This window comes from Mycolicibacterium gadium, assembly GCF_010728925.1.
GTDB classification, from domain to species: Bacteria; Actinomycetota; Actinomycetes; order Mycobacteriales; family Mycobacteriaceae; genus Mycobacterium; species Mycobacterium gadium.
This window is the reverse complement of sequence record NZ_AP022608.1, coordinates 2496803-2521311: the sequence shown is the minus strand read 5'-3', so window position 1 is coordinate 2521311 and position 24509 is coordinate 2496803. Positions and strand designations below refer to the sequence as shown.

Genomic DNA, 24509 nt, shown 5'->3' with positions numbered 1-24509 from the left:
CGGCGTGCCAACATGGGATATATGTGTGGACGATTCGCGGTGACCACCGATCCGGCGTTGTTGGCCGAGAAGATCCAGGCGATCGACGAAAGCGTGTCGGCGGCAAAAAAGGACGCGCCGGCCGCCAACTACAACGTCGCGCCGACGACAACGATCAACACCGTGGTGAAACGTCACAGCGAGCCGGACGACGTGTCGACCCGCCGGCTGCGGTCGATGCGCTGGGGTCTCGTCCCGCCGTGGGCCAAGACCGCCGAAGACGGCGGACCGGACACCAAGGGACCGCTGTTGATCAACGCGCGTTCGGAAAAACTGACCACCTCACCCGTCTTCCGGAACTCGGCGAAGAGCAAGCGGTGCCTCATACCGATGGACGGATGGTACGAATGGCGGCCCAACGGAGCGACGGCGACGGGCAAGAAGGCTCCCAAGACGCCGTTCTACATGTACGGGGGCGATGGCGAGCCGCTGTTCATGGCCGGTCTGTGGTCGACGTGGCGCCCCCGGGAGGCGCCGAAGGACTCGGCGCCGTTGTTGAGTTGCACCATCATCACCACCGACGCCGCGGGCCCACTGGCCGACATCCACGACCGGATGCCGCTGACCGTCAGTGAACGCGACTGGGACCGCTGGCTCGACCCGGATGCGCCGATCGACGAGGGGCTGCTGCGTGGTCATGGTGACCTGGACCGGATCGAGATCCGTGAGGTGTCCCGGCTGGTCAACAGCATCCGCAACAATGGCCCCGAGTTGATCGAGCCGGCCGAGCCCGAACCCGAACAGGCGACCCTGCTGTAACGGACCATTCCTGCGTATACGACCGCTCAAGGCAGAATAGCCATTAACATATCGGCATGCTCGCCGCTGCCAGGAAGGCCCTCGCCTTCGAGATGACCATCGCCGAGTGGATCGGTACCGGAGCGATGCCCGCGATTCCCTATCTGCTCATCGGCATGGCGTGGACGGCCATCGCGGGCGACCAGGTCGGCTGGGACGGGTCCGCGCGGGTCCTGTCGATTCTCGTATCGATCGCCTCGTGGCCTGTGTTGATCGTCCCGGCAGTGTGCACGATATGACCGCTGAACGAAGCCGGATCTCCATCCGCAGGCGCACCGCCAGGTGGGACGCCGACGAACACGTCACCGCGGCCGATGCAATGGATTTCTGGTCGTTCGCGGCGGGCGCGGCCAACGTCATCATGCAGCTGTCGCGTCCTGGGGTGGGCTACGGCGTCGTCGAAAGCAAGGTGGACTCGGGCAATCTGCTCAAGCATCCGTGGAAGCGGGCGAGGACGACGTTCCAGTACCTGGCGGTCGCGATCATTGGAACGCCGCAGGACCGCGCAGCATTCCGTGAGGCCGTCAACAGCGCGCATCGACACGTCAAGTCCACTCCGGACAGCCCGGTGTGTTACAACGCTTTCGATCGAGACCTTCAGATGTGGGTGGCGGCGTGCCTGTTCGTCGGACTGGAAGACACGTACCAACTCCTGCGTGGTGAGATGACCGCTGAACAGTCCGAGCAGTTCTACCGGTCGGCATGGACCCTGGGCACGACGCTGCAGGTGACCGAGGACCAATGGCCGCCCACCCGAGCGGAATTCGATGCGTACTGGGCCACGGCGTGCGCTCAGGTCACCATCGATGATCGCGTCCGCGGCTATCTATTGGACCTGCTCAACCTGCGCATGATCAACCCCGTGCTGGGCCTGCCGTTCCGGCCGTTGCTCAAGTTTCTCACCATCGGGTTCCTGGCGCCGGTGTTCCGTGATGCCATGGGTGTGCAGTGGGGTGATTTCCGGCAGTGGCTCTTCGAAAGCCTTTTCCTGGTAGTCGCTTTGACGAACCGATTCCTGCCGGTGTTCGTCCGTCAGGGCGGCAGTTATGTCCTGCTGGCAGATGTGCGGCGCCGGGTTCGTCGAGAACGCGCGTTGGTGTGAGCCTTCTGCGCCGGGTGCTGAGCCGGAAGGTGAGCGTGGCGGCGATGATCGAATTCGCGCTATGGCTTGCGATTCCGTACCTGCTGATCGGGTTCGTGTGGGCCTTCTTCGACGCCGAGCAGGTGCAACTGTTCGACACCGCGTTCCGCATCCGGTTGCCCGCCGGCTCCGAGATCCTTGCGTACGTCCAGACCGCGGCCATGTGGCCTCAGCTCATGCTCGGGGCCGACATCTGCGCGGCGTGAAAAGCGCGGACCAGGGCCGCCTCTAGGTACCGAGAATTTCTCGGTATTGATAGAGTATTGCTCGTGCCTCGGACAGGCGTGGACGCACGGGCCAGATTGTTGGGCGTCGCGCGCCGGCGGTTCGCGATCGATGGGGCACTCTCGGCGACCTTGGACGAGGTGCGGCGCGAGGCGGAAGTGAGCGTCGGTGCCCTCTATCACCACTTTCCCAACAAGCTGTCGCTCGCGACCGCCGTCTACGCGCAGTTGATGAGCGAGTACCAGACGGGGTTCATCACGATGCTGCGCGACCACGCTACGGCCGAGGGAGGTATTCGTGGCGGTGTGAGGTATCACCTGCGATGGGTGACCGCCCACCGCGGCGAGGCCGCGCTGTTGCTGGGTTCCCGACTGGACAGCGACGAGTTGCGGCATTCCAACAGCGTGTTTTTCGCGGCGGTCCGGGACTGGTGGCGCCCGCACCAGGCTTACGGGGCCCTGGGACCGCTGGATATCGCGATCACCGCCGCGCTGTGGCTCGGGCCTGCGCAGGAGTTCTCACGCTATTGGGTGGCCGGCTCAGCGGCCAAGCTGCCGCGCGGGGCCGTGGATACGTTCGCTGATGCCGCCTGGACGGCGTTGCGCGCCAACAAAACTGAGGAGTGAATCACGATGAACAACGAAACCGATTCCCTGTACCGGCGGTTGCTGGCCGAAGGCGACGCCACTGACGCTCCGGAGCGGGTGCGGGTGGACCGTCGAGGTGACCGAGCGGTCGTCACGCTCGACGAGCCGCAGCGGCTCAACGTGCTCTCCGCGCCGCTGGTCCGACAACTGCGTCGGGCGCTGACCGTCCTGGATACCGACCCCGACGTGCGATCCATCGTCATCACCGGTTCCGATCCGGGTTTCAGCGCCGGCGGTGACCTGAAGATGATGAGCGCCGCCATCGAGAACCGCGATGCCCCGGAGGGCGGCGCCGACGTATGGCGTTGGATCAGACGCGAATTCGGCGGCATCGCCCGGCTCATCGCCGGATCGGACACCGTGTTCGTCGCCGCGCTCAACGGTCCCGCTGCCGGTGTCGGTTTGGCGTGGGCGATGACGTGCGACCTCGTCATCGCCAGTGAACGGGCCGTGATCGTGCCCGCCTTCGGTCGGCTGGGACTCATCCCCGAGGTCGGGACCAGTTGGGCGCTGACCCGACGGCTGGGCTATCAGGGGGCGTTGGCGTTCTACCTGTGCGGCGAGCACATCGACGCCGAGACGGCACTGCGTCTGGGGCTGGTGCAGCAGGTGGTCGCTCACGGCGAGCTGCTGAACGCGGCCGACGAATGGTGCTCACGCATCGCTGAGATGCCCCCGCATGCGATGGCGATGACGAAGCCGCTGCTGCGCGCCGCCGCCGATGCGAGCTGGAATGACGCGCTCACCACGGAGGAGTTCGCCGAGCCGACCTGCTTCACCACCGCGGCCTTCGCGGACAACGTCCACGGCATGCTCGGTCGACGGACATCGTCGTAGCGCGAAGACATCGCCTCCGCGCATGCCACGATGGCGCGGTGAGCTTTCAGGTCACCGCGCCGCCGCTGCCGCGGCCCGTGCTGTTCGACCAGTTCTGGGGCGACCTCACCTTCGTCCACTGGCCGGTTCAGCCACAGCGCGTCGCGCACCTGTTTCCGCCGGGCACCCGCCCGGACGTGTTCTCCGACGGCCTCACCTATGTGGCGCTGGTGCCGTTCGTGATGCGCCACAGCGCGTTGGGCACGTCGCTGCGACTGCCGTACTTTGGACGCTTCGCCGAGACCAACATCCGGCTGTACTCGGTCGACGACGCCGGTCGCCACGGCGTGCTCTTCAGGTCGCTGGAAACCGAGCGACTGGCCGTGGTGGGGCTCACGCGCGCGCTGATGGGAGTTCCGTACGCCTGGGCGAAGATGCGCGTCATCCAGCGCGACGGTGAGATCACGTATTCCAGCGTGCGGCGCGTACCCGCCAGGGGATTGCGCAGCAGGCTGCGAGTGCGGATCGGCGACCCGGTGGCGTCCACGCCGCTGGAGGTGTGGCTCACCGCGCGCTGGGGCGGGCACACCCGTAAGGCCGGACGCACGTGGTGGGTGCCCAACGAACACGGCGAGTGGCCGCTGCACGAGGCCGAAATCCTCGACCTCGAGGACGATCTGCTGACCGCGGCCGGAGTGGAGGTCGCGGGCGGACGCCTGCGGGCGCTGTTCTCCCCGGGCGTGCACGCCCGGTTCGGAAGGCCCTCGCAGGTGGTCTAGGGGCCGGTGTATCCGGGCGGATTCGGCGTGTCCACCCATAGATCGACGCCTAGTTCGGCGCCGGGGACGCAGTCGTATACCGCCAGATCGGTGACACCGGACTCCAGCAATACGTCCTCGCACAGCAGGGTGTTGCCGGTGTACTCGCGGGCCGGCTTGTTGAGGATCACGTAGGCGGCGTCCGAGTACACCGCCGGCTTGCGGGCCCGGCCCATGGCCTCGTCGCCGCCGAGCAAGTTCTGCACTGCCGCCGTCGCGACCATCGTGCGGGGCCACAGCGTATTGGAGGCGATGCCCGCATCACGCATCTCCTCGGCAATTCCCAAGGCGCACAGTGTCATCCCGTACTTGGCCATCATGTAGGCCGTCGGCTTGAGCCACTTGGGCTCCAACCGGATCGGCGGCGACAGGGTAAGAATGTGCGGATTCTCGCGTCCCATCATGTGCGGGATGCACGCCTGCGACACGGAATAGGTGCCCCGCACCTGGATCCCGTTCATCAGGTCGAACCGCTTGAGCGGGACCTCGGTCACCGAACCCAGGTTGATCGCCGAGGCGTTGTTGACGCAGATGTCGATCGCGCCGAACTGTGCGACCGCCGCCTCCACCGCCGATGCGACCGATTCGCCGTCGCGGATGTCGCCGACGATCGGTAGCGCCTGGCCGCCCGCCTGCTCGATCTCCTTGGCCGCCGTGTAGACGGTGCCGTCGAGCTTGGGGTGTGGTTCGGCGGTTTTGGCGACGAGCGCGATGTTCGCGCCGTCGACGGCCGCGCGCTTGGCGATCGCCAGCCCGATACCGCGGCTGGCTCCGGAGATGAACATGGTCTTCCCTGAGAGCGACATGGCCTCACCCTATGACTCCGGCCGACGCGCCCCGGCGCGAACGTGGGTTACCGGCACACCTTTCGGCCTTGGGGTCTAGGGGTCGATGCAACAGTCTCTGATTCGTGTGGAGGCGTGTTGCGTTGTCTGTTTTGACTTTGAGCTCTGTTGTTCGTCAGTTCTGGAGGCATGTCAGTGATGGCCATACTGTCGAGGAGGCAAGCTGGGCTGTCGGCGTGTCGAGGCGCACGGGATTTCGCTGGTTCCGCGACGCTGGCGGGGTGAAACCACGATCGGTAGTGCCCAGCTCATCGGGCCTGAAGCCGCGGATGACGCTGCAGGATCGGATTCAGATCGAAATCGGCGTGGCGACCAATGAGTCGCTGCGTGCGATTGGTAGCCGGCTGTTACCTCCTCGGCCGGCGTCGACAATCAAACGCGAAATCGACAACAACGGCCGACACACCGTCGATCACCCGGACCGCAACTCAGGGTATCGGCGAAAGCATGCCTTCGGGGCACGCCAGAGTGGCCGCAGCGCCGCGGGGGGCTACTGCGCGCTGACGGCGCAGGCATACTCTGATCGGCGGGCGCGTCGCCCGAAAGCGGGCAAGCTGGCTGTTAGCGAGAAGCTGCACGATGAAGTGCAGGCCCGGCTGCTCGACGAGCACAGTCCCAAGCAGATCGCCAAGCGGTTGGTGCTGGATTTTCCCGACGATGTGGAGATGCGGGTGTCGCACGAAACCATCTACACCTCGATTTATGTCCAGGGCAAAGGCAGTCTGCGTCGCGAACTGCATACCTGTCTGCGCACCGGGCGAGCGTTGCGTAAGCCCCAGCGCCGCCCCGATGAACGCCGTGGTCGCATCCGCGACATGGTCAACATCAGTGAGCGTCCACCCGAGGCTGAAGACCGCGCGGTGCCCGGGCATTGGGAGGGCGATCTGATCCTGGGCAGTACTGCCTCGGGTTCAGCGATTGGCACCGTGGTCGAACGGATGACCCGGTTTGTGATGTTGCTGCATCTGCCCGACGATCACACCGCGGTGGCCGTGCAGGAAGCGATCGTGGCGAAAATGGCGCAACTGCCGTTGATCCTGCGCAAAACACTGACCTGGGATCAGGGCAGCGAGATGGCCAACCATGCGGCGATCGCCCAAGCCGCCGAGCTCAATATTTACTTCTGCGATCCGCACTCCCCGTGGCAGCGCGGCACCAATGAGAACACCAACGGCCTACTGCGCCAATACTTTGCCAAAGGCACCGACCTATCGGTCTTTCCGGCCGATTACCTCGACTACGTCGCGACCAAACTCAACCGCCGGCCCCGCGAAACCTTGAGCTGGAAAACACCCGCCGAAGCCCTCGACGAACTACTGTCCAACCCGTCCAAACCACCCGCTGTTGCATCTACCGCTTGAAACCGCCGGCCCTCAAGCGTGCGGGTAACCCACGTTCGGCAGATGGTCAGGCGCGGATGGCGGCGGTGGTCGCGTTGGTCAGCGCGATCAGATCCCGCGGATGCACCGCGACGTCCCAGCCTCGCTTGCCCGCGCTGCACAGCACGCGATCCCAGGTCAGCGCCGACGCGTCGACAACTGTGGGCAGGGCCCGGCGCTGGCCGAACGGCGAGATCCCACCGATCACGTAGCCGGTCGAACGCTCGGCGGCCGCGCGCTCAGCCATCGTGACCTTCGGCACGCCCAGCGCGGTGGCCGTCGCCTTGAGCGAGAGCTTGGCGGGCACCGGCAGCACGGCGACGCCGAGCCTGATGTCGCGGCCGGGGCCTCGGGGCCCCGCCGGCATTGCCACCACCAGCGTCTTGAACACCTGCTCGGGCTCGACGCCCTCGGTGTGCGCCAGCGCCCGCGCGGCCTCCTCACCGAACGACGAATTGCGCGGGTCGTGGTGGTACTGGAGAACCTGGTGGGGCACCCCGGCTGCCACCAAGACCGCGATCGCAGGAGTTGCCGCACGCGTCACGGGCTCGAGCGTAGTGCGGGAACAAGCCCACCCGGTGGCGCTGTTGTTGACGGCAGTCAGGGCTGCCAGCAGCGGCAGCCGGGAAAGATGTCCGTCTCAACCTCTACGATCGAAGGAGGGGTCAAGGTGCCAGCACTTGCCTTAGAGCGTCCGGTGGACCTGCCGGGCCTGTTTGGTGGCGCCGCAACAGAAGGGACGGTGCTTCCCGCGATGACCGACGTTGACGGGTCGGCGCCCGCAAGATCGGACGAGTCAGACGCCGAGCTGACCGCCCGGTTCGAGCGTGACGCGATACCTCTGCTCGACCAGCTGTACGGCGGCGCGCTGCGCATGACGCGCAATCCGGCGGACGCCGAAGACCTGCTCCAGGAAACCATGGTCAAGGCCTATGCAGGCTTCCGCTCGTTCCGTGAGGGCACGAACCTCAAGGCGTGGCTGTACCGGATCCTGACCAACACCTACATCAACAGCTACCGCAAGAAGCAGCGCCAGCCTGCGGAGTATCCGACCGAGGAGATCACCGACTGGCAGCTCGCGGCCAACGCCGAGCATTCGTCGACCGGGCTGCGCTCGGCCGAGGTGGAGGCTTTGGAGGCGCTTCCGGACAGCGAGATCAAGGACGCGCTGCAGGCGCTGCCCGAGGAGTTCCGGATGGCGGTGTACTACGCCGACGTGGAAGGGTTCCCGTACAAGGAGATCGCCGAGATCATGGATACCCCGATCGGCACCGTCATGTCCCGGCTACACCGAGGCAGGCGTCAGCTGCGCGAATTGCTCGCCGATGTGGCTCGCGACCGCGGATTCATTCGCGGTGAACAGGTCGAGGCACCTGAGGAGGTTTCGTCATGAGCTCGACCCACGACGAAGAGCGCTGGCAGCCGCCGGTCGGTCCAGTAGACCCGGAGCATCCGGAGTGTGCCGCGGTGATCGCCGAGGTGTGGACGCTGCTCGACGGTGAGTGCACCGCCGAAACCCGCGACAAGCTGCGCCATCATCTCGAAGAGTGCCCCGCGTGCCTACGCCACTACGGCGTGGAGGAGCGCGTGAAGAAGCTGATTGCGAATAAGTGCGGCGGGGAGAAAGCCCCTGACAGCCTGCGTGAGCGGCTGCGCATCGAGATCAGCCGCACCACCATCATCCGGCGCGGTTAGCCGCTACTTGACGGCCTTCGAGCCCGCATTGGGCCGCTTTCCGTGGTTGGCCTTCGAGTGCTTGCGGTCGCGCTTCTTACGGCCACGCTTAGCCATGGTCGTCCTCCATTCGGTACAGGGGATTGTGAAGCCCGCATCCAGCGGGTGCTCGTAGCCATTCTCTCACGGCCTGGCGACAACTCTGCCGGGCCGGTGGTGTGGTTCGATATGAGCGTCAGGTACGCGGAGCCGGGTGCCGACGACATAGGACTCCGAAGGGGTGAAGATGGCCGAGGATGTTCGCGCCGAGATCGTGGCCAGTGTGCTCGAGGTCGTGGTGAACGAGGGCGATCAGATCGGCGAGGGCGACACCCTGGTGCTGCTGGAGTCGATGAAGATGGAGATCCCGGTCCTGGCCGAGGTCGCAGGCACCGTCAGCAAGGTGAGTGTGTCGGTCGGCGACGTGATCCAGGCCGGCGACCTCATCGCAGTGATCAGCTGATGCGGGTTCGACGCCCGCAACAGTGAGGCCCGATGTCGACCCTCGGTGACCTACTCGCCGAGCACACCATGCTGCCCGGCAACGCCGTCGATCATCTGCATGCGGTGGTGGGCGAGTGGCAGTTGCTGGCCGACCTCTCATTCGGTGATTTCCTGATGTGGGTGCGTCGCGACGACGGTGCGCTGGTGTGCGTGGCGCAGGTCCGACCGAACACCGCGCCGACAGTGCTACTCGCCGACGCCGTCGGCACCCTGAACCAGGCACATGAGATGCCCGTCGTGGCCGATGCGTTCGATTCGGGTGCCATCGGCAGGCAAAACCCGGCGGGCTTCAAGGATTTGCCGGAGGATCCCCCCAGTCTCAACGTGGAGGCGGTTCCGGTGCGCTACAACAACAACGTGGTCGCGGTGCTGACGCATCAGACCGCACTGGCGGCGCGCAAAGCGAGTCCGCTGGAGAGCGCGTACCTCGACTGCGCCGACGACCTGCTGCTGATGCTGTCCGAAGGCACCTTCCCAAATGTCGGTGACGTCGCCATGTCGCGCTCGAGCCCACGTGTCGGAGACGGCTTCATCCGCCTCAACGGAACCGGCATCGTCACGTTCGCCAGTCCGAACGCCATTTCGGCCTACCACCGGATGGGCCTTGCGGCCGAGCTCGAGGGACACAACCTGGTCACTGTGACCCGGCCGCTGATCTCGGACCCATTCGAGGCCCAGGAATTGGCCGACCACGTCCGTGACTCGCTGGCCGGCGGTTCGAGCATGCGGATGGAAGTCGACGCAGGAGGCGCCGCGGTGTTGCTGCGCACGTTGCCACTTGTGGTGCACGGCAACGCTGTTGGGGCCGCCGTGCTGATCCGCGACGTGACCGAGGTCAAGCGCCGCGACCGCGCGCTGCTGTCCAAGGACGCGACGATCCGCGAAATCCACCATCGGGTGAAGAACAATCTGCAGACGGTCGCCGCCCTGCTGCGACTGCAGGCGCGGCGCACCAACAACGCCGAGGGTCGCGAGGCGCTGATCGAGTCGGTGCGCCGAGTATCCTCGATCGCGTTGGTGCACGACGCGCTGTCGATGTCGGTGGACGAAGAGGTGAACCTCGACGAGGTCATCGACCGAATCCTGCCGATCATGAACGACGTTGCGGCTCCGGTTGATTCGGACAACCCGATCCGGATCAGCCGCGTCGGCGAACTGGGTGTACTCGACGCCGACCGGGCCACGGCCTTGATCATGGTGATCACCGAACTGGTGCAGAACGCCATCGAGCACGCCTTCGACAGGTCCACTCAACAGGGGTGTGTGACGATCCGTGCCGAACGTTCGGCTCGTTGGCTCGATGTGGTGGTACATGACGACGGCCGCGGGTTGCCCGAAGGCTTCAGCCTGGAGAAGTCCGACCGGCTCGGACTGCAGATCGTGCGGACGCTGGTGTCGGCGGAGTTGGATGGTTCGCTCGGCATGCACGAGGTGGACTCCGGCGGCACGGATGTGGTGTTGCGGGTGCCGATCGGGCGCCGTGCCCGTCTGGCGCAGTAGGTAACTTGTGTCGACCGATGCAAATTGACATCGACTGACGCCATTCCGGTGAATTTCATTACCAAAAAATTACGGCCCCGACTTTCGTCGGGGCCGTAATACGTGTCTGATGCGGGTGGGAGCTTTAGACCCCGCTGCGGGCCTTGGTGCGGGCATTGCGCCGCTTCAGCGCGCGCCGCTCGTCTTCGCTCATTCCGCCCCACACGCCTGCGTCCTGTCCAGACTCCAACGCCCAGGTGAGGCAGTCGGTAGTCACCGGACAGCGGTTGCAGACAAGCTTCGCGTCAGCGATCTGAGCGAGGGCCGGGCCACTGTTTCCCACCGGGAAGAACAGTTCCGGATCCTCGTCGCGACAGACCGCCTTGTGGCGCCAATCCATAGCTATAACTCCTTATCGTGTGCGCAGCACAGCGCACTGACGTTTTCTCGGCTGTTAACGCGCGCGCATGAAATGTTTCTGCACTGTTGCATCCGAGTTTTTCACAGGCTGAACAGATGTCAATACTGATGAGTTAACAAGTGGGCAACCTCACTAGCAGGCCCGCAATTTCAAGCCCTCACTCGTTTGTACTACACTCGTTCCACCTGCGCCCTGGATCGGGCGATCCGTCGGAGTTATCGCTGCTCAGACTAGGTGTTTGCGGGCGGCGCAACCACACCCAGGGCGTTTGGCACCGACGTGAACGTCATCGCGTCGCGCAGCCCGAGGTAATCGCCGTCGATCTGGCAGGCGACCGGTGTGTCACTCGTCACTCGCAGCTCTGGTAGGTCGTCATCCCGGATCAAGTGCGCTGCGTCTATTCGCGGGCGTCTCGCCAGCATCTTGCGCACCAGCCGCAGATTGGCCCATACGTTCATGCTGGTAATCGCGAAGACACCCAGGCCGGTCTCGAACGAGGTCGTCGGGTTTGTCCACACGGGCCTCGTATTGGCGTACGTCCACGGGCTGGAGTTCGACACAAAGGCGAAATGCACGTTCTCCACGGGGTCGCGGCCGGGGATGTGCAACGTCAGCGAGGGATCCTTGCGGGCGCTGGAGAGCATTTCGCGGATCGCCACGCGGATGTAGCGCGAGGCCGTGACCTTGCGACCCTTGGCGCGCTGCGCCTCGACGGCGGCCACGACGTCACCATCCACACCCATGCCCGCGGTGAACACCGCCCAGCGTTCGCCGCAGTCCATCAGGCCGATGCGCCGCCAGGTCTTGCGACGGCGGTAGGCGGACAGCAGGTCGACGAGTTGATTCGTGGCCTCTATGGGGTCCGGGCTGATCCCGAGGGCACGTGCAAACACGTTCGCCGAGCCGCCCGGCACGACGCCGACGGCCGGCGCCCCCACACCCGGCCCCCCGACCTCGAGAATGCCATTCACCACCTCGTTCACGGTGCCGTCGCCGCCGTGCACGATCAGCACCTCAACACCGTCGGCCGCGGCCTCGCGGCCGATCTCCACCGCGTGGCCGCGGTGGTCGGTGTGGATGACGGCGAGCTTCACCCGGCTCTCGAGGGCGTGAGCCAGCAGATCACGCGTGGCCGGGGTCGTCGACGTCGCATTGGGGTTAACGATCAGCACGGCGCGCACAGAGGACGACCCTATCTAAAGGGGCAAGCCGAACCTCTACCCTCGAGGTCGTGACCGTTCCCTCCCCGGCATCCGTGCGTCAGGCAGCCATCGTGGTAGCGCTGGAAGGCGTTGCCGGCGTAAGTGCTGCGGTCTGGTACGTGGTGAGCGGGCTGCTCGGCACCCGTGAGCCCGGAATGAACCTGTTCGGCACCGCCGGATGGTTCGTGGTCATGGGGTCGGCCGTCCTTGCAGCGGGATGGGCGCTGTGGACGGGCCGGCAGTGGGGACGCGGCCTGGCCGTGTTCGCCCAGCTGATCCTGCTGGGGGTGGCCTGGTACGTCGGCGTCGGATCGGGCCAATGGGTGCCCGGCGTCGCGGTTGCGGTCATGGTGCTGGCCGTGCTGGGCCTGCTGTTCAGCCCGTCAGCCCTGCAGTGGGCGACGGCTCAGGGCTCGCCCGCCGCCGACGACGCGGCGAGCGCCGACAAGTCAGGGCCGGATACCCGGTAGGTGATCCACTCGTTCTGCGGCTTGCCGCCGACGGCGTCGTAGAGCGCGATCGCGTTGACGTTCCAGTCCAGCACGGCCCACTCCAGCCGGGCGCCGTCGATGTCGATGCATTGGCGCGCGAGTGCGGCGAGCAGTTTTCGCGCCAGTCCCAGCCTGCGGAATTCGGGGCGCACGAACAGATCTTCGAGATAGATGCCGGCCACGCCCTCCCATGTCGAGAAGGTGCGGTACCAGATGGCGCACGCGGCGGCTTTGCCGTCGACCTCCGCGACGTGCGCCCACGCGGTCGGCACATCACCGAACAACGCCGCCGTCAGCCGCTCCTCGGTGAGCGTGCACTGGTCTTCGGCATGCTCGAACGCGGCGAGCTCATAGACCATGGCGGTCAGTTCGGGCTCGTCGCCCGCCCGGGCAAGACGGATCAGCTCGCTCATGGCTGCACGCCAAGGGCTGCGAATATCGTCTTGAATTTCGTTGTGGTTTCGTCGACTTCGTCGTCGGGCTCGGATTCGGCGACGATCCCGCCGCCGGCGTAGGCGTAGGCGGTGCGACGGTCGGCGGACAGTTGTGCACAGCGGATCGACACCACCCAGCGGCCGTCGCCGCGCTGATCGCACCAGCCCACCGCGCCCGCATAGAACCCGCGGTCACCTTCGATTTCGTTGATCAACTGCTCGGCCGCATCGGTGGGCACTCCGCCCACCGCCGGCGTTGGGTGCAGAGCGACCGCCAAATCCAGTGCTGTGGTGGAGTTCTCGCGCAGTCGCCCACTGATTGGGGTGTAGAGATGCCAGACGGCAGCGGTCTTGTTCAGTTTCGGTTCAGCCGAGATGTCCAATTCGGTGCACAGCGGCTCCAGCGCGGTGCGCACCGCGTCGACGACGAGCTGGTGCTCGTGCCGGTTCTTCGCCGAGGCCACCAGCGCGGCCCCGCTCTTTTCGTCGGCCTCGGGGTCGGCCAGGCGTGGTGCCGATCCGGCGAACGGTGCGCACAGCATCCGGTCGCCCTTGCGTGCCACCAGCAGCTCCGGACTCGCACCGATGAGCGCACTGCCCGAGTACCCGCCGCCGGCCGCGGTCAGGTCCGCCAGAAACGCATTGGCCGCGGAGTCCTGGGCGACGATGCGGTGCAGGATCGTGCGGGCGTCCAACGGACCATCGGCAACCAGGCGCAACGCGCGGGCCAGTACGACCTTGTGCAGGCCGCTGCCGGGATCGCGCAGGCGTTGCAGCGCAGCCGCGATGCGGGAACGGTGTTCGTCCGGCTCCGGCAGCGTCTCGGCGATGTGCACAGATGGCAGCGTGCGCAACGGCCACTCCGGCAGCGCATCGAGAAACTGGACTCCCTGCGGCCGGATCAGCGCCGCCGGCTTCGACATGTCGAAGGGTAAGGCGCCCACAACGATTGGGGCGCTGTGCGAGGCCAGCGCGGCCCGTGCCTCCGCGACTCTCGGAAATGCGGTGTGCACGCCGTCGGCGATGACGGCGCTGCCGCCCGAGGCGAGGACGAACGACGGTTCGCGCGTCATGAGGGCAGGCACGGGTGGCGATGGCCCGTCAATCCCAGTGCGATGATCTGGCGCACGCCGTGCTCGTATCCGCACACCGCGATCGAGGCGGCCACCATCGCGAACCTGATGCCCTCGGAGATCTCGAGCTGCACCCAGCGCGTCAGGACCGCCCGGGAGAAATGGCCGTGGCCGACGAACAGGACGTCACGCGACCTCATCTGCTCCAGCGCGAACTCGATGGCGCGGTCGGCGCGATCGCTGACCTGCTGGGTGGATTCACCACCCGAACATCCGTGCGTCCACACCAGCCAGTCGGGCACGGATTGTTGAATCTCCTTGGTGGTCAGGCCCTCGTAGTCGCCGTAATCCCATTCGGCGAGAACGGGGGAGACCTTGTCGACAGTCAGTCCGGCGAGCTCAGCGGTGACGAGTGCGCGTTGCCGTGGGCTGGACACCACCAGCGGGTTGTCCAGGCTCAGCACGTCCAGCGCGTCGGCGGCCAGCTTGGCCTGCACGCGGCCGGTCTCGGTGAGCTCGAGTTCAGTGCGGCCGGTGTGCCGACCCGTGCGGGACCATTCCGTCTCCCCGTGACGAAGAAGCAGCAGGCGATGCTGCTGCCATCCCCTGGCTTCGCTGTGGGCCGACACTCTGGCGATTCTGCCCCACGTTGGGTCGTGGCGTTCGCGGGCGTGCCAGGATGAAAGGGTGACGCGGGTACTTGCGGTCGCCAATCAAAAGGGTGGGGTCGCCAAAACAACGACAGTGGCATCGCTCGGTGCGGCGATGGTGGAGAAGGGGCGACGGGTGTTGCTCGTCGACCTGGATCCCCAAGGGTGTTTGACGTTCTCGCTGGGCCAGGACCCAGACAAGCTGCCGATGTCGATCCATGAGGTGCTCCTCGGTGAGGTCGAGACGGAGGCGGCGCTCGTCGAGACGTCGGAGGGTATGACGCTGTTACCGGCCAACATCGACCTGGCCGGGGCCGAGGCGATGCTGTTGATGCGGGCCGGCCGCGAATACGCCCTCAAGCGTGCGCTGGCGAAGGTCAGTGACCAATTCGACGTCGTGATCATCGACTGTCCGCCGTCTCTGGGCGTGCTCACGCTCAACGGGCTGACGGCGGCCGACGACGTGATCGTGCCGCTGCAGTGCGAAACTCTGGCACACCGCGGCGTCGGCCAGTTCCTTCGGACCATCAACGACGTCCAGCAGATCACCAACAGCGACCTGCAACTGCTGGGTGCGCTGCCGACGCTGTACGACTCGCGCACCACCCACAGCCGCGACGTGCTCCTCGACGTCGCCGATCGATACGACCTGCCGGTGCTCGCGCCGCCGATACCTCGAACCGTGCGTTTCGCCGAGGCCACCGCGTCGGGAGCGTCGGTGCTCGCAGGCCGAAAAAACAAGGGTGCCATCGCCTATCGCGAGTTGGCCAACGCGTTGCTCAAGCATTGGAAGCAAGGCAAGGCGCTGGCGACCTACACGCCCGACGTCTAGCGATTTCGGTGCGGAAACAGTCGCACAGCGATTGTTCTCGCACCCAAATCGCCCCTAGCCGAGCGCGACCACTTCATCGCCGCGCTGCTCGAGCACCGTCGATCCTGCCACCGCGGGAACAACGGGATCCGAACTCGGCGGGCGGGGCACCGGGATATGCCGGTCGCCCTTTCCGCTATTGGCGTCGAACACGTCGTAACCGCCGGTGACCGGAACGAGCAGCTTTCCCGCCATCACCGTCGCGGGTCCGAGCGGAACGTTGGCACCCGCGGGCGAGACGGTGTACTTGTACTGAAGTCCCTTGGCGGAGAACACCATTACGCTGTCACCGGTCCACCAGGTGAACAGGTCGCCCGCGCGGTTCATCGTCGCGTTCGGCGTCGCAGGCTTGGGCAGCGGCGTGCTCGCGATGGTGGCGCCGGTTTCGTCGACGATGTTCACGACCGGCTTCGGCGTCGGCACGTACACCGCCGTTGTCGTGTCGGAGACAGCGACCACTTGTGCATCGGAATCCACGCTCACCCCGGACTGGGTCACGTACTTCAGTTCGGGGGTGTCCTCGTCGTCGGAAGGCCGCAACAGGGTCAGGCGCAGATCCTCCTCCTTGGGGCAGGACTCGAGCACCGAGACTGCCGTCGAACTGGCGGCCGCCGAGACCAGCCGGCACAGCGGCGACGCCGGGGTGCCGGGTTTGATCTTCGCGTCCAGGGAGCCGTAGCTCAGCATCCTGACCATGTCCGAGCGCCACAGCTCCAGTCGGCTGTCCCCGGCCGACAGCACGGCCGTGCCATCCGAGGACAGACGCACCTCGGGATCCGCGTAGGCGGTGCGGGTGGGACCGCGTTGGCCCGTCTTCGCGTCGATGGTGCTGACCTGGCCGCAGCCTCGGCTGTCCGGGTAGACCGCAACGGCGTACTGGTATACCCAACTGATCCCGCACAGCTCGAGGTTTGTTCGCGCATAGCTCCACACCGGGCTGCCGGAAGCCGGGTCGCGGCCCTGCACGGTGTGGCCTTCCCCGGTGACCACGCTGCCCGCGACCACCAGAGGTTCCGTGGTCTTGGGGCTGGGCGCGGTCCACAACTGGCGCAGCGCCGAGGGCACCACCTTGGCGGTGCCCAGGGTAGGAACCGGATCGGCGGCGGGGCGGTTGATCGTCGCCCTCGCATCGCTGACCCACCACACCACGCCGACCGTGATGGCGACGACTACCGCGATCGCGATGGCCGCCACCACGTCGGCGCGCGTGCGGCGTTCAGGTTTGACCATCGGGCGGTGGTGGTGTCTTCTCGACGTCTTCTCGAGGGCTGCTAGCCCGTGCTGGCCGCGGTCTTGCGGGGACGCCGACGACGCCTGCGCCGTGGCGCACCGTCACTGCCCGCCTCGGCCTCTGGCGAGCCTGTGTCGGCCGGCGTCGCAGGGGAGTGTGCGGAGACCGGCTCCCCGCCGCGGGTGCGCCGACGGTTGCGGTTGCGGACGGGTCGATCGGCCTTCTTCTCGGCGGGCGGACGCTTGGCAGCACAATCCCTGTGCGGTGCGCCGATGGCCCCGGCGGCCTCGGCGGGGATGTTCAGCTCTTCGTACAGGTGCGGCGAGCTCGAGTACGTCTCGGCCGGATCGGGGGTGTTCAGCCCTAGCGCCTTATCGATCATCGTCCAGCGGGGCAACTCGTCCCAGTCGACCAGCGTGACCGCGATACCCGTCTTGCCTGCGCGGCCGGTACGGCCGATGCGGTGCACGTAGGCCTGCTCGTCCTCGGGGATCTGGTAGTTGATCACGTGGGTGATGTCGTCGATGTCGATACCGCGGGCGGCGACATCGGTGGCGACGAGCACGTCGACGTCACCGGTGCGGAACGCCTTGAGCGACTTCTCGCGGGCGCCCTGGCCCAGATCACCGTGCACCGCGCCGACCTTGAAGCCGCGCTCGGCGAGTTCGTCGGACACCTTCTGGGCGGTCCGCTTGGTCCTGGTGAAGATCATCGTGGCGCCGCGGCCTTCGGCCTGCAGAATGCGGGCGACCATCTCGATCTTGTCCAACGCGTGCGCGCGGTAGGCGAACTGCTCGGTGGTGTCGTGGGTGGCCGCCGAATGCGGGGCCTCGGCCCGGATGTGGGTTGGCTGGTTCATGAACGTGCGCGCCAGCGTGATGATCGGATCCGGCATGGTCGCCGAGAACAGCATGGCCTGCCGTTCGCTTGGGATCTGACGCAGGATGCGCTCGATGTCGGGCAGGAAGCCCAGGTCGAGCATCTCGTCGGCCTCATCGAGCACCAGCATCGAAAGCCCGCCCAGCTGCAGGTGACCCTGCTGCGCGAGGTCGAGCAGACGGCCCGGCGTGCCCACCACCACGTCGACGCCCTTCTGCAGGGCCTCGATCTGGGGTTCGTAGGGCCTGCCGCCGTAGATGGAGGTGACGGTCAGCTTGCGGTCGCCGACCGTGAGATATTTGGCCGCGATTTCGAGGTCGCTGAACACCTGCAGGCAGAGCTCGCGGGTGGGGACGACGACCAGTGCGCGCGGGATGCCGGACAGCTCGCGGTCGGGGTCGGTGGTGATCCGCTGCAGCAGCGGGACCCCGAACGCGAGCGTCTTGCCCATACCGGTGCGGGCTTGGCCGATGAGATCATCGCCTGCCAGCGCCATCGGCATGGTGAGTTCTTGGATAGCAAACGGGTGTTCCTTGCCGTCCTCGGAGAGTGCGCGCACGATTTCGTCGCGGACTCCGAGCTCAGCAAAGGTTGGATTGAGATGTGTCATACGCTGGGGGCTCAGCCTTTCGATTATCGATTCCTCATGGCGTCCACGCGCGCACGAGTTCGACGAAGCTTTGCCGGGGCCCTGCGCTGAGGTAGGCGGGCCGACTGCGTGCACGCACATTTCTTAGGTAGCGACGTGGTCTTTTCGACCCTGACTCGAGCATTTCAAGCCGCTGCCTGCCTCCATGATAGCTGGCCGGGTTCGCCGTGAGAGCGACTGGCGGCCGGCGATTAGAGTTGGGCCATGACTGCCCCCAAGTCTCCGGCACCACCTGCGGCCTCCTCCGAGCAGTTGACGGACTCGGTGCGCTCGGGTGTGTCGGCCGACCATCCCGGTGTCAACGAGCTGTTCGCGCTGCTGGCATACGGCGAGGTGGCGGCGTTCTACCGACTGACCGACGAAGCGCGGATGGCGCCCAACCTGCGGGGCCGCATCAACATGGCGAGCATGGCCGCCGCGGAGATGAACCACTACGAGGTACTGCGCGACTCGCTGGAGCGCCGAGGCGTCGACGTCGTGCCCGCGATGACGAAATACGCATCGGCCCTTGAGAATTACCACCCAGCACGTGGCTGGAAGCGCTCGTCAAGACATACGTGGGCGACGCGCTGGCCGCCGATTTCTATCTCGAGATCGCGACGTCGCTACCCACCGAGGTCGCCGACGTGGTGCGCGCTGTGCTGTCGGAGACCGGCCATTCGCAGTTCGTGGTCGCCGAGGTGCAGGCCGCCGTGACAGCGAGCCAGAAGCAGCGCCACCGGCTGGCCCTGTGGTCGCGCCGGCTGCTCGGCGAGGCGATCACCCAGGCTCAGTATGTGCTGGCGGATCACGACGAACTCGTTGACCTCGTCATGACGAGCGGCGAGGGTCTGACCCAGATGACCGAGTTCTTCGACCGCCTCCAGCGCACCCATATGTCCCGGATGCAGGAGCTGGGCCTGGCCTGACCGCTACTGGGTGCAATTGGCGATCATCGTGTTGTTGCTCTGCACGGCGACCAGGGTGCCCGACGCGTCGTAGATGCCGCAGTTGAGTTGGCCGCCCACGCTCGTCGCCGTGACCGACTTCAGCTCGACACCCGGGTCCAGCACGACCGTCTTCGCCCACGGCAGCGCGACGTTGACCTCGGTCTGCAATGCGCCCTGCTGATCGGTGTAGATGACGGTGACGAGGTCCAGTAGGGGGCGGTTGCCCGTCACGCGGTAGGTGATCGTGCGCGGCGAGACCGCCGGTGCGGCCGCCGGCGGCGGCGCGACGGGGGCGGCGATCTCGGGCTGTGGGGCCGCCACGGTGGCATCCGCGGTCGGGCTCACCGTCGTGACGGTCTCGGCAGGCAGCGACGGTGCCGCGACAGCGGGGGCTGACGTGGCCGGGGCCGATGTGGGGGTCGGGGCCGACGAGGTTCCGGTGGCCGATACCGGACCGCTGTCGCCGCCGCCGAGGATGATGCCCGTCGTGCCGATGGCGATGAACAGGATCAACCCGGCGATGCCGGCGACCCACATCCACTTCCGGTCGATGCTCTCCTCGTCGTACTCGACAACGTCGGTGTAGTCGTCATCGTCGGGATACTCCAGCAGCCCGTTGTATTCGAACTCGCCGGCGTCGTCGCCGGTGTAGACGGGGATCTGCTCGGTGGGTGTCAGCGAATACGGAGAATGGGCGGTATAAGGCCTGTTCATATCGGGTTCCCATGTTGTCTCGTTCATGTATCGGGCCGATGCTATCGATGCTCAAGTGACAGATGAGGTTCCGCGCCGGTGTGTACGGTCACGGTCCGGACTCGGTTGGGTCGCCGTTCTGCACGCGGTCCGACTCCGGCGCGAAATGCGCTTCGCTGACCGCGAACTCACCGGCGCGGCACCAGCGTGGACGCGTCCACTAGCCTTACGTCAAGGTTCTTCGAGGGTTTCTCGAGCAACACGAAAGTTATGGAAGAGACGGAAAGGGTTCACAGCGTGGAGGTCAAGATCGGTGTCACGGACAGCGCGCGCGAACTCGTGTTCAACAGTGCGCAAACGCCCACCGAGGTGGAGAAGCTGATCACCGATGCGCTCGGCGAGAGCTCAGGTGTGCTGGCCCTGACCGACGAGAAGGGCAGGCGATTCCTGGTCCAGACGTCGAAGATCGCCTATGTCGAGATCGGTGCCGCAGACGTTCGCCGTGTCGGCTTCGGCGTGGTCGGTTCAGAGGCGGTCAAGAACGCGTAAGCGGCACGTGCGACAGACCGCCCCAGGCGAATAGCACCGTGCTGTCCACCGCATCGTCCTTGGTGATCGGCCGGTCGGTGTTCAGCCAGTAACGCGCCGAGTCGACGCTGATCGCCACCAGGCCGACGGCGATCATCCTCGCCCGGTGCGCCTCCAGTCCAGAATCGCGGCTGATCAGGTCGAACACCGCGTCAGTACATGCTTCGGTCGCCACTTTGACCTGCGCGGCGACCTGCGGTTCCGTCACATAGTCGTTCTCGAATATCAGCCGGTAGCCCTGGCTGTCGTGCTCGATGAAATCGAAAAAAGCGTGGACCGCGGCGCGCAACCGCTGCCGGTTGTCCGTGGTGGTGCGCAAGGCTTGACGCACACCGGAAACCAGGTTCTCGACGTGGCGTTGCAGCACGGCGAGGTACAGCTCCAACTTCGATGAGAAGTGTTGATAGAGAACAGGTTTGCTCACTCCGGCCCGGTCGGCGATCTCGTCCATACCGGCGGCGTGATACCCGCGGTCGACGAAAACCTCACTAGCGGCGACGAGTAACTGCCCGCGTCGCTCGTCACGGGGCAGCCGGTTGCCGCGTCGGCTCATTCCTTCACCGGAGCCCGACTGCGCACCCCGCCTGGCAGCGGGGTTGGCGAGATCGCTCATTACGTCCTTTATCTGGCTTCTTCTGCGTGGTTTCGCAACGAGGTTACTACCGTTGGCAAAGCCACCACGCAAAGTCGAGGTCGCGGCGCGGTCGGCGCGGCGTGGCGCGGCCCCACCACTGCCGGGTGGCGCGCCGGAGGTATCAGCACTCTGGCCTGTGTCATCCTGTTTCCGTGACCTACGACTCGGAGCGTCGCGGGGGAGGCGTACCCGCGCTGCGCAACGAGTGGCGCGAGCCACTGCGCGCGCAACGCGACCCGTTGTCGAATGACTCAGGGCGGCCCAGGTCCAACCGCGAAGAGCACCGAAACGCCCGAAAGCAGAGCAAGCTGGGCCGTTTCGTGCACACCTACGGCTGGCGGGCCTACGCACTGCCCCTGCTCGTCGTGTGGACGGCCGTTGCCCTCTACGTGACCTTCGCCGGCGCCACCGAGCCCGCGACCGACGAATCCCAGGGGCCGGTGCAAGGTCCGCCGACCATCGGCGTCGCGAGCACGGCGATCATCGGCGCCCCGCCAAGGGGTTTGACGCAGTTCGACGCGAATCTGCCGACGGGCATCCTGCCCCAAGGCGGTCCGTTCACCGAGGCGGGCGCCAAGACGTGGCACCTCGTTCCCGGCGCATCGTCCCAGGTCGGCGAGGGTACGGCAAAAGTCTTCACCTACACGGTCGAGGTGGAAGACGGCATCGACACCACGACATTCGGCGGTGACGAGGGCTTCGCCCGGATGGTGAGCGAAACGCTGGCGAATCCGAAGAGTTGGACCCACAATCCGCAGTTCGCCTTTCAGCGCATCGACGGGACCGCTCAAGTCGAACCCGATTTCCGGATCTCGCTCAGCTCACCGATGACCGTCCGCGAGGGATGCGGTTACGACATCCAGCTCGAGGCGTCCTGCTACAACCCGTCCTACCTCGACGGGCAGCCGCGGGTTTTCATCAACGAGGCGCGCTGGGTGCGCGGCGCGGTGCCGTTCCAGGGGGACATCGGCTCGTATCGGCAGTATCTGATCAACCACGAGGTGGGCCACGCGATCGGCTATCAGCGACACGAGGCGTGTGAAGCCAACGGCGAACTGGCGCCGATCATGATGCAGCAGACGTTCTCGACCAACAACAACGATGCCGCCCGCTTCGATCCGGGCACCATCAACCCGGACGGCAAGACCTGCCGGTTCAACCCCTGGCCCTATCCGATCGCCTGAGCATCGATCGTCTGGCGCTTCCCGGGAAGCCTCGCGATGCATTCGCTGTTGTGGGATGTGCCTATTGTTGGGACAGCACAGCCAATCAAGGAGCATTCGGTGACGACAGCGTTGCCGCCGCTGGTAGAACCGGCGGCCGAACTCACGCGTGAAGAGGTGCAGCGCTACAGCCGTCACCTCATCATTCCGGACCTCGGTCTGGACGGGCAGAAACGGCTCAAGAACGCCAAGGTGCTCGTCATCGGCGCGGGCGGGCTGGGTTCGCCGACCCTGCTGTACCTGGCCGCCGCGGGGGTGGGAAAGATCGGGATCGTCGAGTTCGACGTGGTCGACGAATCGAACCTGCAACGTCAGATCATCCACGGCCAGTCCGATATCGGCCGGTCGAAGGCCGAGAGCGCGCGCGACTCCATCCTCGAGGTCAATCCGCTGGTCGAGGTGCATCTGCACGAGTTCCGGCTCGAGCCGGACAACGCCGTCGAACTCTTCGAGCAGTACGACCTGATCCTCGACGGCACCGACAACTTCGCCACCCGCTACCTGGTCAACGACGCCGCGGTACTGGCGGGCAAGCCGTACGTCTGGGGTTCGATCTACCGGTTCGAAGGTCAGGTGTCGGTCTTCTGGGAGGACGCGCCCGACGGGTTGGGCCTGAACTACCGCGACCTGTACCCCGAGCCGCCGCCGCCGGGGATGGTCCCGTCCTGCGCCGAGGGCGGCGTGCTGGGCATTCTGTGCGCGTCCATCGCGTCGGTGATGGGCACCGAGGCCATCAAGCTGATCACGGGCATCGGTGAGCCGCTCCTCGGCCGGCTGATGGTGTACGACGCACTCGACATGACGTATCGCACGATCAAGATCCGCAAGGATCCGGAGATCCCGAAGATCACCGAGCTCATCGACTACGAGGGATTCTGTGGTGTGGTGTCCGAGGCTGCGGCCGAGGCTGCCGCCGACTCCACGATCACCCCGCGTGAACTGCGTGAGCTGTTGGACACGGGCAAACCGCTGGCGCTGATCGACGTGCGCGAACCCGTTGAGTGGGACATCAACCGTATCGAGGGCGCCGAGCTGATCCCCAAGGGCGCGTTCGAAACCGGTGAAGCGCTGTCCAAACTGCAGGTGGACCGTACCCCGGTGTTCTACTGCAAGACCGGCGTGCGTTCGGCTGAGGTGCTGGCCATCGTGAAGAAGGCCGGCTTCTCCGACGCGAAGCACGTGCAGGGCGGCATCGTCGCCTGGGGAAAGCAACTCGAACCCGACATGGTGATGTACTAACGGCCCGTTTGCCCGACCTGCGCTTACGCTGATGCGGTGAGTGTCGAGCAACCGCCTGATCATGTGCTGGCGGGGTTCGGGTTGAGCGGAGTCCAACCTGTGCCGCTCGGGTCGAGCTGGGAGGGCGGCTGGCGCTGCGGCGAGGTCGTGCTGTCGATGGTCGCCGACCACGCGCGTGCAGCATGGTCGGCAAAGGTGCGCGAGACGCTCTTCGTCGACGGTGTGCGCCTGGCCAGGCCCGTGCGCTCGACCGACGGCCGGTATGTGGTGGCGGGCTGGCGCGCCGACACCTTCGTCGCGGGGACCCCGGAACCGCGTCACGACGAAGTGGTGTCCGCGGCCGTGCGGCTGCACGAGGCGACGGCCAAGCTCGAGCGTCCGCGTTTCCTGACTCAGCCTCCGGTGGCGCCGTGGGCTGACGTCGACGTGTTCATCGCCGCCGACCGGGCCGCATGGGAAGAGCGTCCCCTGCACTCGCTGCCGCCGGGCGCGCGGGTGTCGCCCGGGTCCGCGGACGGTCAGAAGTCCGTTGAGCTGATCGGTCAGTTGGCCACACTGCGCAGGCCGACCAAGAGTCCCAGCCAGCTGGTCCACGGAGACCTCTACGGCACAGTGCTTTTCGCCGGTACGGCGGCCCCGGGAATCACCGACATCACGCCGTATTGGCGGCCGGCATCGTGGGCTGCCGGAGTGGTGGTCGTCGACGCGTTGTCATGGGGCGAGGCCGACGACGGGCTCATCGAACGGTGGAGCCCCCTGCCGGAATGGCCGCAGATGTTGTTGCGCGCGTTGATGTTCCGTCTCGCGGTTCACGCGCTGCATCCGCGGTCGACGGCCGCGGCGTTTCCGGGCCTGGCGCGGACGGCAGCGCTGGTGCGGCTGGTGCTCTAGCGTTTCG

General features: G+C 66.1%; 30 protein-coding genes and 1 pseudogene. 19 read left to right on the top strand and 12 right to left on the bottom strand.

Annotated elements, in window-relative coordinates:
- Positions 1 to 21 precede the first annotated feature (21 nt).
- From G6N36_RS12320 to G6N36_RS12290, 7 genes are all read left to right on the top strand, one after another.
- On the top strand, positions 22 to 798 hold the full coding sequence (locus G6N36_RS12320; protein WP_197746608.1) for an SOS response-associated peptidase: 777 nt from the start codon (positions 22 to 24) through the stop codon (positions 796 to 798).
- A 56-nt stretch (positions 799 to 854) separates the two neighbouring features.
- Positions 855 to 1076 carry a hypothetical protein gene (locus G6N36_RS12315; protein ID WP_235690029.1) on the top strand — a complete coding sequence of 74 codons (222 nt, stop codon included), beginning with the start codon at positions 855 to 857 and terminating at the stop codon, positions 1074 to 1076.
- Positions 1073 to 1939 carry an oxygenase MpaB family protein gene (locus tag G6N36_RS12310; RefSeq protein WP_163686754.1) on the top strand — a complete coding sequence of 289 codons (867 nt, stop codon included), beginning with the start codon at positions 1073 to 1075 and terminating at the stop codon, positions 1937 to 1939. Before G6N36_RS12315 ends, G6N36_RS12310 begins: the two co-directional genes overlap by 4 nt.
- Positions 1936 to 2184, top strand: coding sequence for a hypothetical protein (locus G6N36_RS12305; protein WP_163686753.1), 249 nt, complete (start codon positions 1936 to 1938; stop codon positions 2182 to 2184). Before G6N36_RS12310 ends, G6N36_RS12305 begins: the two co-directional genes overlap by 4 nt.
- 63 nt (positions 2185 to 2247) lie before the next feature.
- Positions 2248 to 2829, top strand: coding sequence for a TetR/AcrR family transcriptional regulator (locus G6N36_RS12300; protein WP_163686752.1), 582 nt, complete (start codon positions 2248 to 2250; stop codon positions 2827 to 2829).
- Positions 2830 to 2835: 6 nt separating this feature from the next.
- Complete coding sequence (locus G6N36_RS12295) at positions 2836 to 3687, top strand: enoyl-CoA hydratase/isomerase family protein (RefSeq protein ID WP_163686751.1); 852 nt, start codon at positions 2836 to 2838, stop codon at positions 3685 to 3687.
- Positions 3688 to 3725: 38 nt separating this feature from the next.
- Entirely contained in the window at positions 3726 to 4445 is a 720-nt protein-coding gene (locus G6N36_RS12290; RefSeq protein WP_235690028.1) for a YqjF family protein, read from the top strand.
- Here G6N36_RS12290 and G6N36_RS12285 read toward each other — a convergent pair.
- Entirely contained in the window at positions 4442 to 5290 is an 849-nt protein-coding gene (locus G6N36_RS12285; RefSeq protein WP_163686750.1) for an SDR family oxidoreductase, read from the bottom strand. The two genes, G6N36_RS12290 and G6N36_RS12285, sit on opposite strands and share 4 nt — an antisense overlap.
- A 122-nt stretch (positions 5291 to 5412) precedes the next feature.
- Here G6N36_RS12285 and G6N36_RS12280 point away from each other — a divergent pair, with 122 nt between their 5' ends.
- The gene (locus G6N36_RS12280) at positions 5413 to 6690 is read left to right on the top strand and encodes an IS30 family transposase (RefSeq protein WP_163686749.1); all 1278 of its coding nucleotides are present in this window, start codon (positions 5413 to 5415) and stop codon (positions 6688 to 6690) included.
- Between the two features lie 46 nt (positions 6691 to 6736).
- Here the strand turns inward: G6N36_RS12280 and G6N36_RS12275 are convergent, their stop codons facing one another.
- Positions 6737 to 7252: an aminoacyl-tRNA deacylase gene (locus G6N36_RS12275; protein WP_163686748.1), complete on the bottom strand. Its 516-nt coding sequence runs from the start codon at positions 7250 to 7252 to the stop codon at positions 6737 to 6739.
- Between the two features lie 210 nt (positions 7253 to 7462).
- Here G6N36_RS12275 and G6N36_RS12270 point away from each other — a divergent pair, with 210 nt between their 5' ends.
- Both G6N36_RS12270 and rsrA read left to right on the top strand, forming a co-directional pair.
- Positions 7463 to 8101, top strand: a complete 639-nt coding sequence (locus tag G6N36_RS12270) for a sigma-70 family RNA polymerase sigma factor (protein WP_170311162.1) — start codon at positions 7463 to 7465, stop codon at positions 8099 to 8101.
- A complete protein-coding gene (gene rsrA, locus G6N36_RS12265; RefSeq protein ID WP_163686746.1) occupies positions 8098 to 8403 on the top strand; it encodes a mycothiol system anti-sigma-R factor in 306 nt (101 codons plus the stop codon). The genes G6N36_RS12270 and rsrA overlap by 4 nt, the downstream gene beginning before the upstream one ends.
- Before the next feature lie 3 nt (positions 8404 to 8406).
- On the opposite strand, the gene G6N36_RS30355 is transcribed toward rsrA, so the two are convergent.
- Complete coding sequence (locus G6N36_RS30355; RefSeq protein WP_014208825.1) at positions 8407 to 8499, bottom strand: 50S ribosomal protein bL37; 93 nt, start codon at positions 8497 to 8499, stop codon at positions 8407 to 8409.
- A gap of 169 nt (positions 8500 to 8668) precedes the next feature.
- On the opposite strand from G6N36_RS30355, the gene G6N36_RS12260 reads away from it, so the two are divergent.
- Entirely contained in the window at positions 8669 to 8884 is a 216-nt protein-coding gene (locus G6N36_RS12260) for a biotin/lipoyl-binding carrier protein (protein ID WP_014208824.1), read from the top strand.
- Between the two features lie 32 nt (positions 8885 to 8916).
- The gene (locus G6N36_RS12255; protein ID WP_163686745.1) at positions 8917 to 10425 is read left to right on the top strand and encodes a two-component system sensor histidine kinase PdtaS; all 1509 of its coding nucleotides are present in this window, start codon (positions 8917 to 8919) and stop codon (positions 10423 to 10425) included.
- Positions 10426 to 10549: 124 nt separating this feature from the next.
- On the opposite strand, the gene G6N36_RS12250 is transcribed toward G6N36_RS12255, so the two are convergent.
- Positions 10550 to 10804 (bottom strand): WhiB family transcriptional regulator, encoded by a 255-nt coding sequence (locus tag G6N36_RS12250; RefSeq protein ID WP_006245866.1) that lies wholly within the window; start codon positions 10802 to 10804, stop codon positions 10550 to 10552.
- 251 nt (positions 10805 to 11055) lie between these two features.
- Positions 11056 to 12006 (bottom strand): diacylglycerol/lipid kinase family protein, encoded by a 951-nt coding sequence (locus G6N36_RS12245; RefSeq protein WP_163686744.1) that lies wholly within the window; start codon positions 12004 to 12006, stop codon positions 11056 to 11058.
- A gap of 50 nt (positions 12007 to 12056) precedes the next feature.
- Between G6N36_RS12245 and G6N36_RS12240 the strand changes: the two genes are divergently transcribed.
- Positions 12057 to 12497, top strand: coding sequence for a hypothetical protein (locus G6N36_RS12240; protein ID WP_163686743.1), 441 nt, complete (start codon positions 12057 to 12059; stop codon positions 12495 to 12497).
- On the opposite strand, the gene G6N36_RS12235 is transcribed toward G6N36_RS12240, so the two are convergent.
- From G6N36_RS12235 to G6N36_RS12225, 3 genes are read right to left on the bottom strand one after another with little or no spacing between them, the layout of a single operon-like run.
- Complete coding sequence (locus G6N36_RS12235; protein ID WP_163686742.1) at positions 12434 to 12931, bottom strand: GNAT family N-acetyltransferase; 498 nt, start codon at positions 12929 to 12931, stop codon at positions 12434 to 12436. The two genes, G6N36_RS12240 and G6N36_RS12235, sit on opposite strands and share 64 nt — an antisense overlap.
- A complete protein-coding gene (locus G6N36_RS12230) occupies positions 12928 to 14025 on the bottom strand; it encodes an isochorismate synthase (RefSeq protein WP_163686741.1) in 1098 nt (365 codons plus the stop codon). Before G6N36_RS12230 ends, G6N36_RS12235 begins: the two co-directional genes overlap by 4 nt.
- Positions 14022 to 14654, bottom strand: a complete 633-nt coding sequence (locus G6N36_RS12225; protein WP_163686740.1) for an acid phosphatase — start codon at positions 14652 to 14654, stop codon at positions 14022 to 14024. Before G6N36_RS12225 ends, G6N36_RS12230 begins: the two co-directional genes overlap by 4 nt.
- Before the next feature lie 58 nt (positions 14655 to 14712).
- Here G6N36_RS12225 and G6N36_RS12220 point away from each other — a divergent pair, with 58 nt between their 5' ends.
- Positions 14713 to 15507, top strand: coding sequence for a ParA family protein (locus G6N36_RS12220; protein ID WP_163686739.1), 795 nt, complete (start codon positions 14713 to 14715; stop codon positions 15505 to 15507).
- 54 nt (positions 15508 to 15561) lie between these two features.
- Here the strand turns inward: G6N36_RS12220 and G6N36_RS12215 are convergent, their stop codons facing one another.
- Positions 15562 to 16776 carry an Rv3212 family protein gene (locus tag G6N36_RS12215; protein ID WP_163686738.1) on the bottom strand — a complete coding sequence of 405 codons (1215 nt, stop codon included), beginning with the start codon at positions 16774 to 16776 and terminating at the stop codon, positions 15562 to 15564.
- 41 nt (positions 16777 to 16817) lie between these two features.
- Positions 16818 to 18266 carry a DEAD/DEAH box helicase gene (locus G6N36_RS12210; RefSeq protein ID WP_179964770.1) on the bottom strand — a complete coding sequence of 483 codons (1449 nt, stop codon included), beginning with the start codon at positions 18264 to 18266 and terminating at the stop codon, positions 16818 to 16820.
- A gap of 243 nt (positions 18267 to 18509) precedes the next feature.
- Between G6N36_RS12210 and G6N36_RS12205 the strand changes: the two are divergent.
- Positions 18510 to 19213: pseudogene (locus tag G6N36_RS12205) on the top strand (ferritin-like fold-containing protein).
- Positions 19214 to 19216: 3 nt separating this feature from the next.
- Here G6N36_RS12205 and G6N36_RS12200 read toward each other — a convergent pair.
- Positions 19217 to 19948 carry a hypothetical protein gene (locus G6N36_RS12200; RefSeq protein WP_163686737.1) on the bottom strand — a complete coding sequence of 244 codons (732 nt, stop codon included), beginning with the start codon at positions 19946 to 19948 and terminating at the stop codon, positions 19217 to 19219.
- 276 nt (positions 19949 to 20224) lie between these two features.
- Between G6N36_RS12200 and G6N36_RS12195 the strand changes: the two genes are divergently transcribed.
- A complete protein-coding gene (locus G6N36_RS12195) occupies positions 20225 to 20476 on the top strand; it encodes a DUF3107 domain-containing protein (RefSeq protein ID WP_083125143.1) in 252 nt (83 codons plus the stop codon).
- Here the strand turns inward: G6N36_RS12195 and G6N36_RS12190 are convergent.
- Complete coding sequence (locus G6N36_RS12190; RefSeq protein WP_163686736.1) at positions 20463 to 21128, bottom strand: HTH-type transcriptional activator FasR; 666 nt, start codon at positions 21126 to 21128, stop codon at positions 20463 to 20465. The genes G6N36_RS12195 and G6N36_RS12190 overlap by 14 nt on opposite strands.
- A 173-nt stretch (positions 21129 to 21301) precedes the next feature.
- Between G6N36_RS12190 and G6N36_RS12185 the strand changes: the two genes are divergently transcribed.
- From G6N36_RS12185 to G6N36_RS12175, 3 genes are all read left to right on the top strand, one after another.
- Positions 21302 to 22333, top strand: a complete 1032-nt coding sequence (locus G6N36_RS12185; protein ID WP_163686735.1) for a DUF3152 domain-containing protein — start codon at positions 21302 to 21304, stop codon at positions 22331 to 22333.
- Positions 22334 to 22432: 99 nt separating this feature from the next.
- A complete protein-coding gene (gene moeZ / locus G6N36_RS12180) occupies positions 22433 to 23611 on the top strand; it encodes an adenylyltransferase/sulfurtransferase MoeZ (RefSeq protein ID WP_163686734.1) in 1179 nt (392 codons plus the stop codon).
- 36 nt (positions 23612 to 23647) lie between these two features.
- Entirely contained in the window at positions 23648 to 24502 is an 855-nt protein-coding gene (locus tag G6N36_RS12175) for a TIGR02569 family protein (protein WP_083125057.1), read from the top strand.
- The last annotated feature ends 7 nt before the right edge of the window (positions 24503 to 24509 follow it).

What these genes read in the sequence shown, in the direction of transcription:
- G6N36_RS12320 (WP_197746608.1), top strand. Translation starts at nt 22, where the DNA reads ATGTGTGGACGATTCGCGGTGACCACCGATCCGGCGTTGTTGGCCGAG.
- G6N36_RS12315 (WP_235690029.1), top strand. Translation starts at nt 855, where the DNA reads ATGCTCGCCGCTGCCAGGAAGGCCCTCGCCTTCGAGATGACCATCGCC.
- G6N36_RS12310 (WP_163686754.1), top strand. Translation starts at nt 1,073, where the DNA reads ATGACCGCTGAACGAAGCCGGATCTCCATCCGCAGGCGCACCGCCAGG.
- G6N36_RS12295 (WP_163686751.1), top strand. Translation starts at nt 2,836, where the DNA reads ATGAACAACGAAACCGATTCCCTGTACCGGCGGTTGCTGGCCGAAGGC.
- G6N36_RS12285 (WP_163686750.1), bottom strand. Translation starts at nt 5,290, where the DNA reads ATGTCGCTCTCAGGGAAGACCATGTTCATCTCCGGAGCCAGCCGCGGT.
- G6N36_RS12270 (WP_170311162.1), top strand. Translation starts at nt 7,463, where the DNA reads ATGACCGACGTTGACGGGTCGGCGCCCGCAAGATCGGACGAGTCAGAC.
- rsrA (WP_163686746.1), top strand. Translation starts at nt 8,098, where the DNA reads ATGAGCTCGACCCACGACGAAGAGCGCTGGCAGCCGCCGGTCGGTCCA.
- G6N36_RS30355 (WP_014208825.1), bottom strand. Translation starts at nt 8,499, where the DNA reads ATGGCTAAGCGTGGCCGTAAGAAGCGCGACCGCAAGCACTCGAAGGCC.
- G6N36_RS12260 (WP_014208824.1), top strand. Translation starts at nt 8,669, where the DNA reads ATGGCCGAGGATGTTCGCGCCGAGATCGTGGCCAGTGTGCTCGAGGTC.
- G6N36_RS12255 (WP_163686745.1), top strand. Translation starts at nt 8,917, where the DNA reads ATGTCGACCCTCGGTGACCTACTCGCCGAGCACACCATGCTGCCCGGC.
- G6N36_RS12250 (WP_006245866.1), bottom strand. Translation starts at nt 10,804, where the DNA reads ATGGATTGGCGCCACAAGGCGGTCTGTCGCGACGAGGATCCGGAACTG.
- G6N36_RS12235 (WP_163686742.1), bottom strand. Translation starts at nt 12,931, where the DNA reads ATGAGCGAGCTGATCCGTCTTGCCCGGGCGGGCGACGAGCCCGAACTG.
- G6N36_RS12230 (WP_163686741.1), bottom strand. Translation starts at nt 14,025, where the DNA reads ATGACGCGCGAACCGTCGTTCGTCCTCGCCTCGGGCGGCAGCGCCGTC.
- G6N36_RS12215 (WP_163686738.1), bottom strand. Translation starts at nt 16,776, where the DNA reads ATGGTCAAACCTGAACGCCGCACGCGCGCCGACGTGGTGGCGGCCATC.
- G6N36_RS12210 (WP_179964770.1), bottom strand. Translation starts at nt 18,266, where the DNA reads ATGACACATCTCAATCCAACCTTTGCTGAGCTCGGAGTCCGCGACGAA.
- G6N36_RS12200 (WP_163686737.1), bottom strand. Translation starts at nt 19,948, where the DNA reads ATGAACAGGCCTTATACCGCCCATTCTCCGTATTCGCTGACACCCACC.
- G6N36_RS12190 (WP_163686736.1), bottom strand. Translation starts at nt 21,128, where the DNA reads ATGAGCGATCTCGCCAACCCCGCTGCCAGGCGGGGTGCGCAGTCGGGC.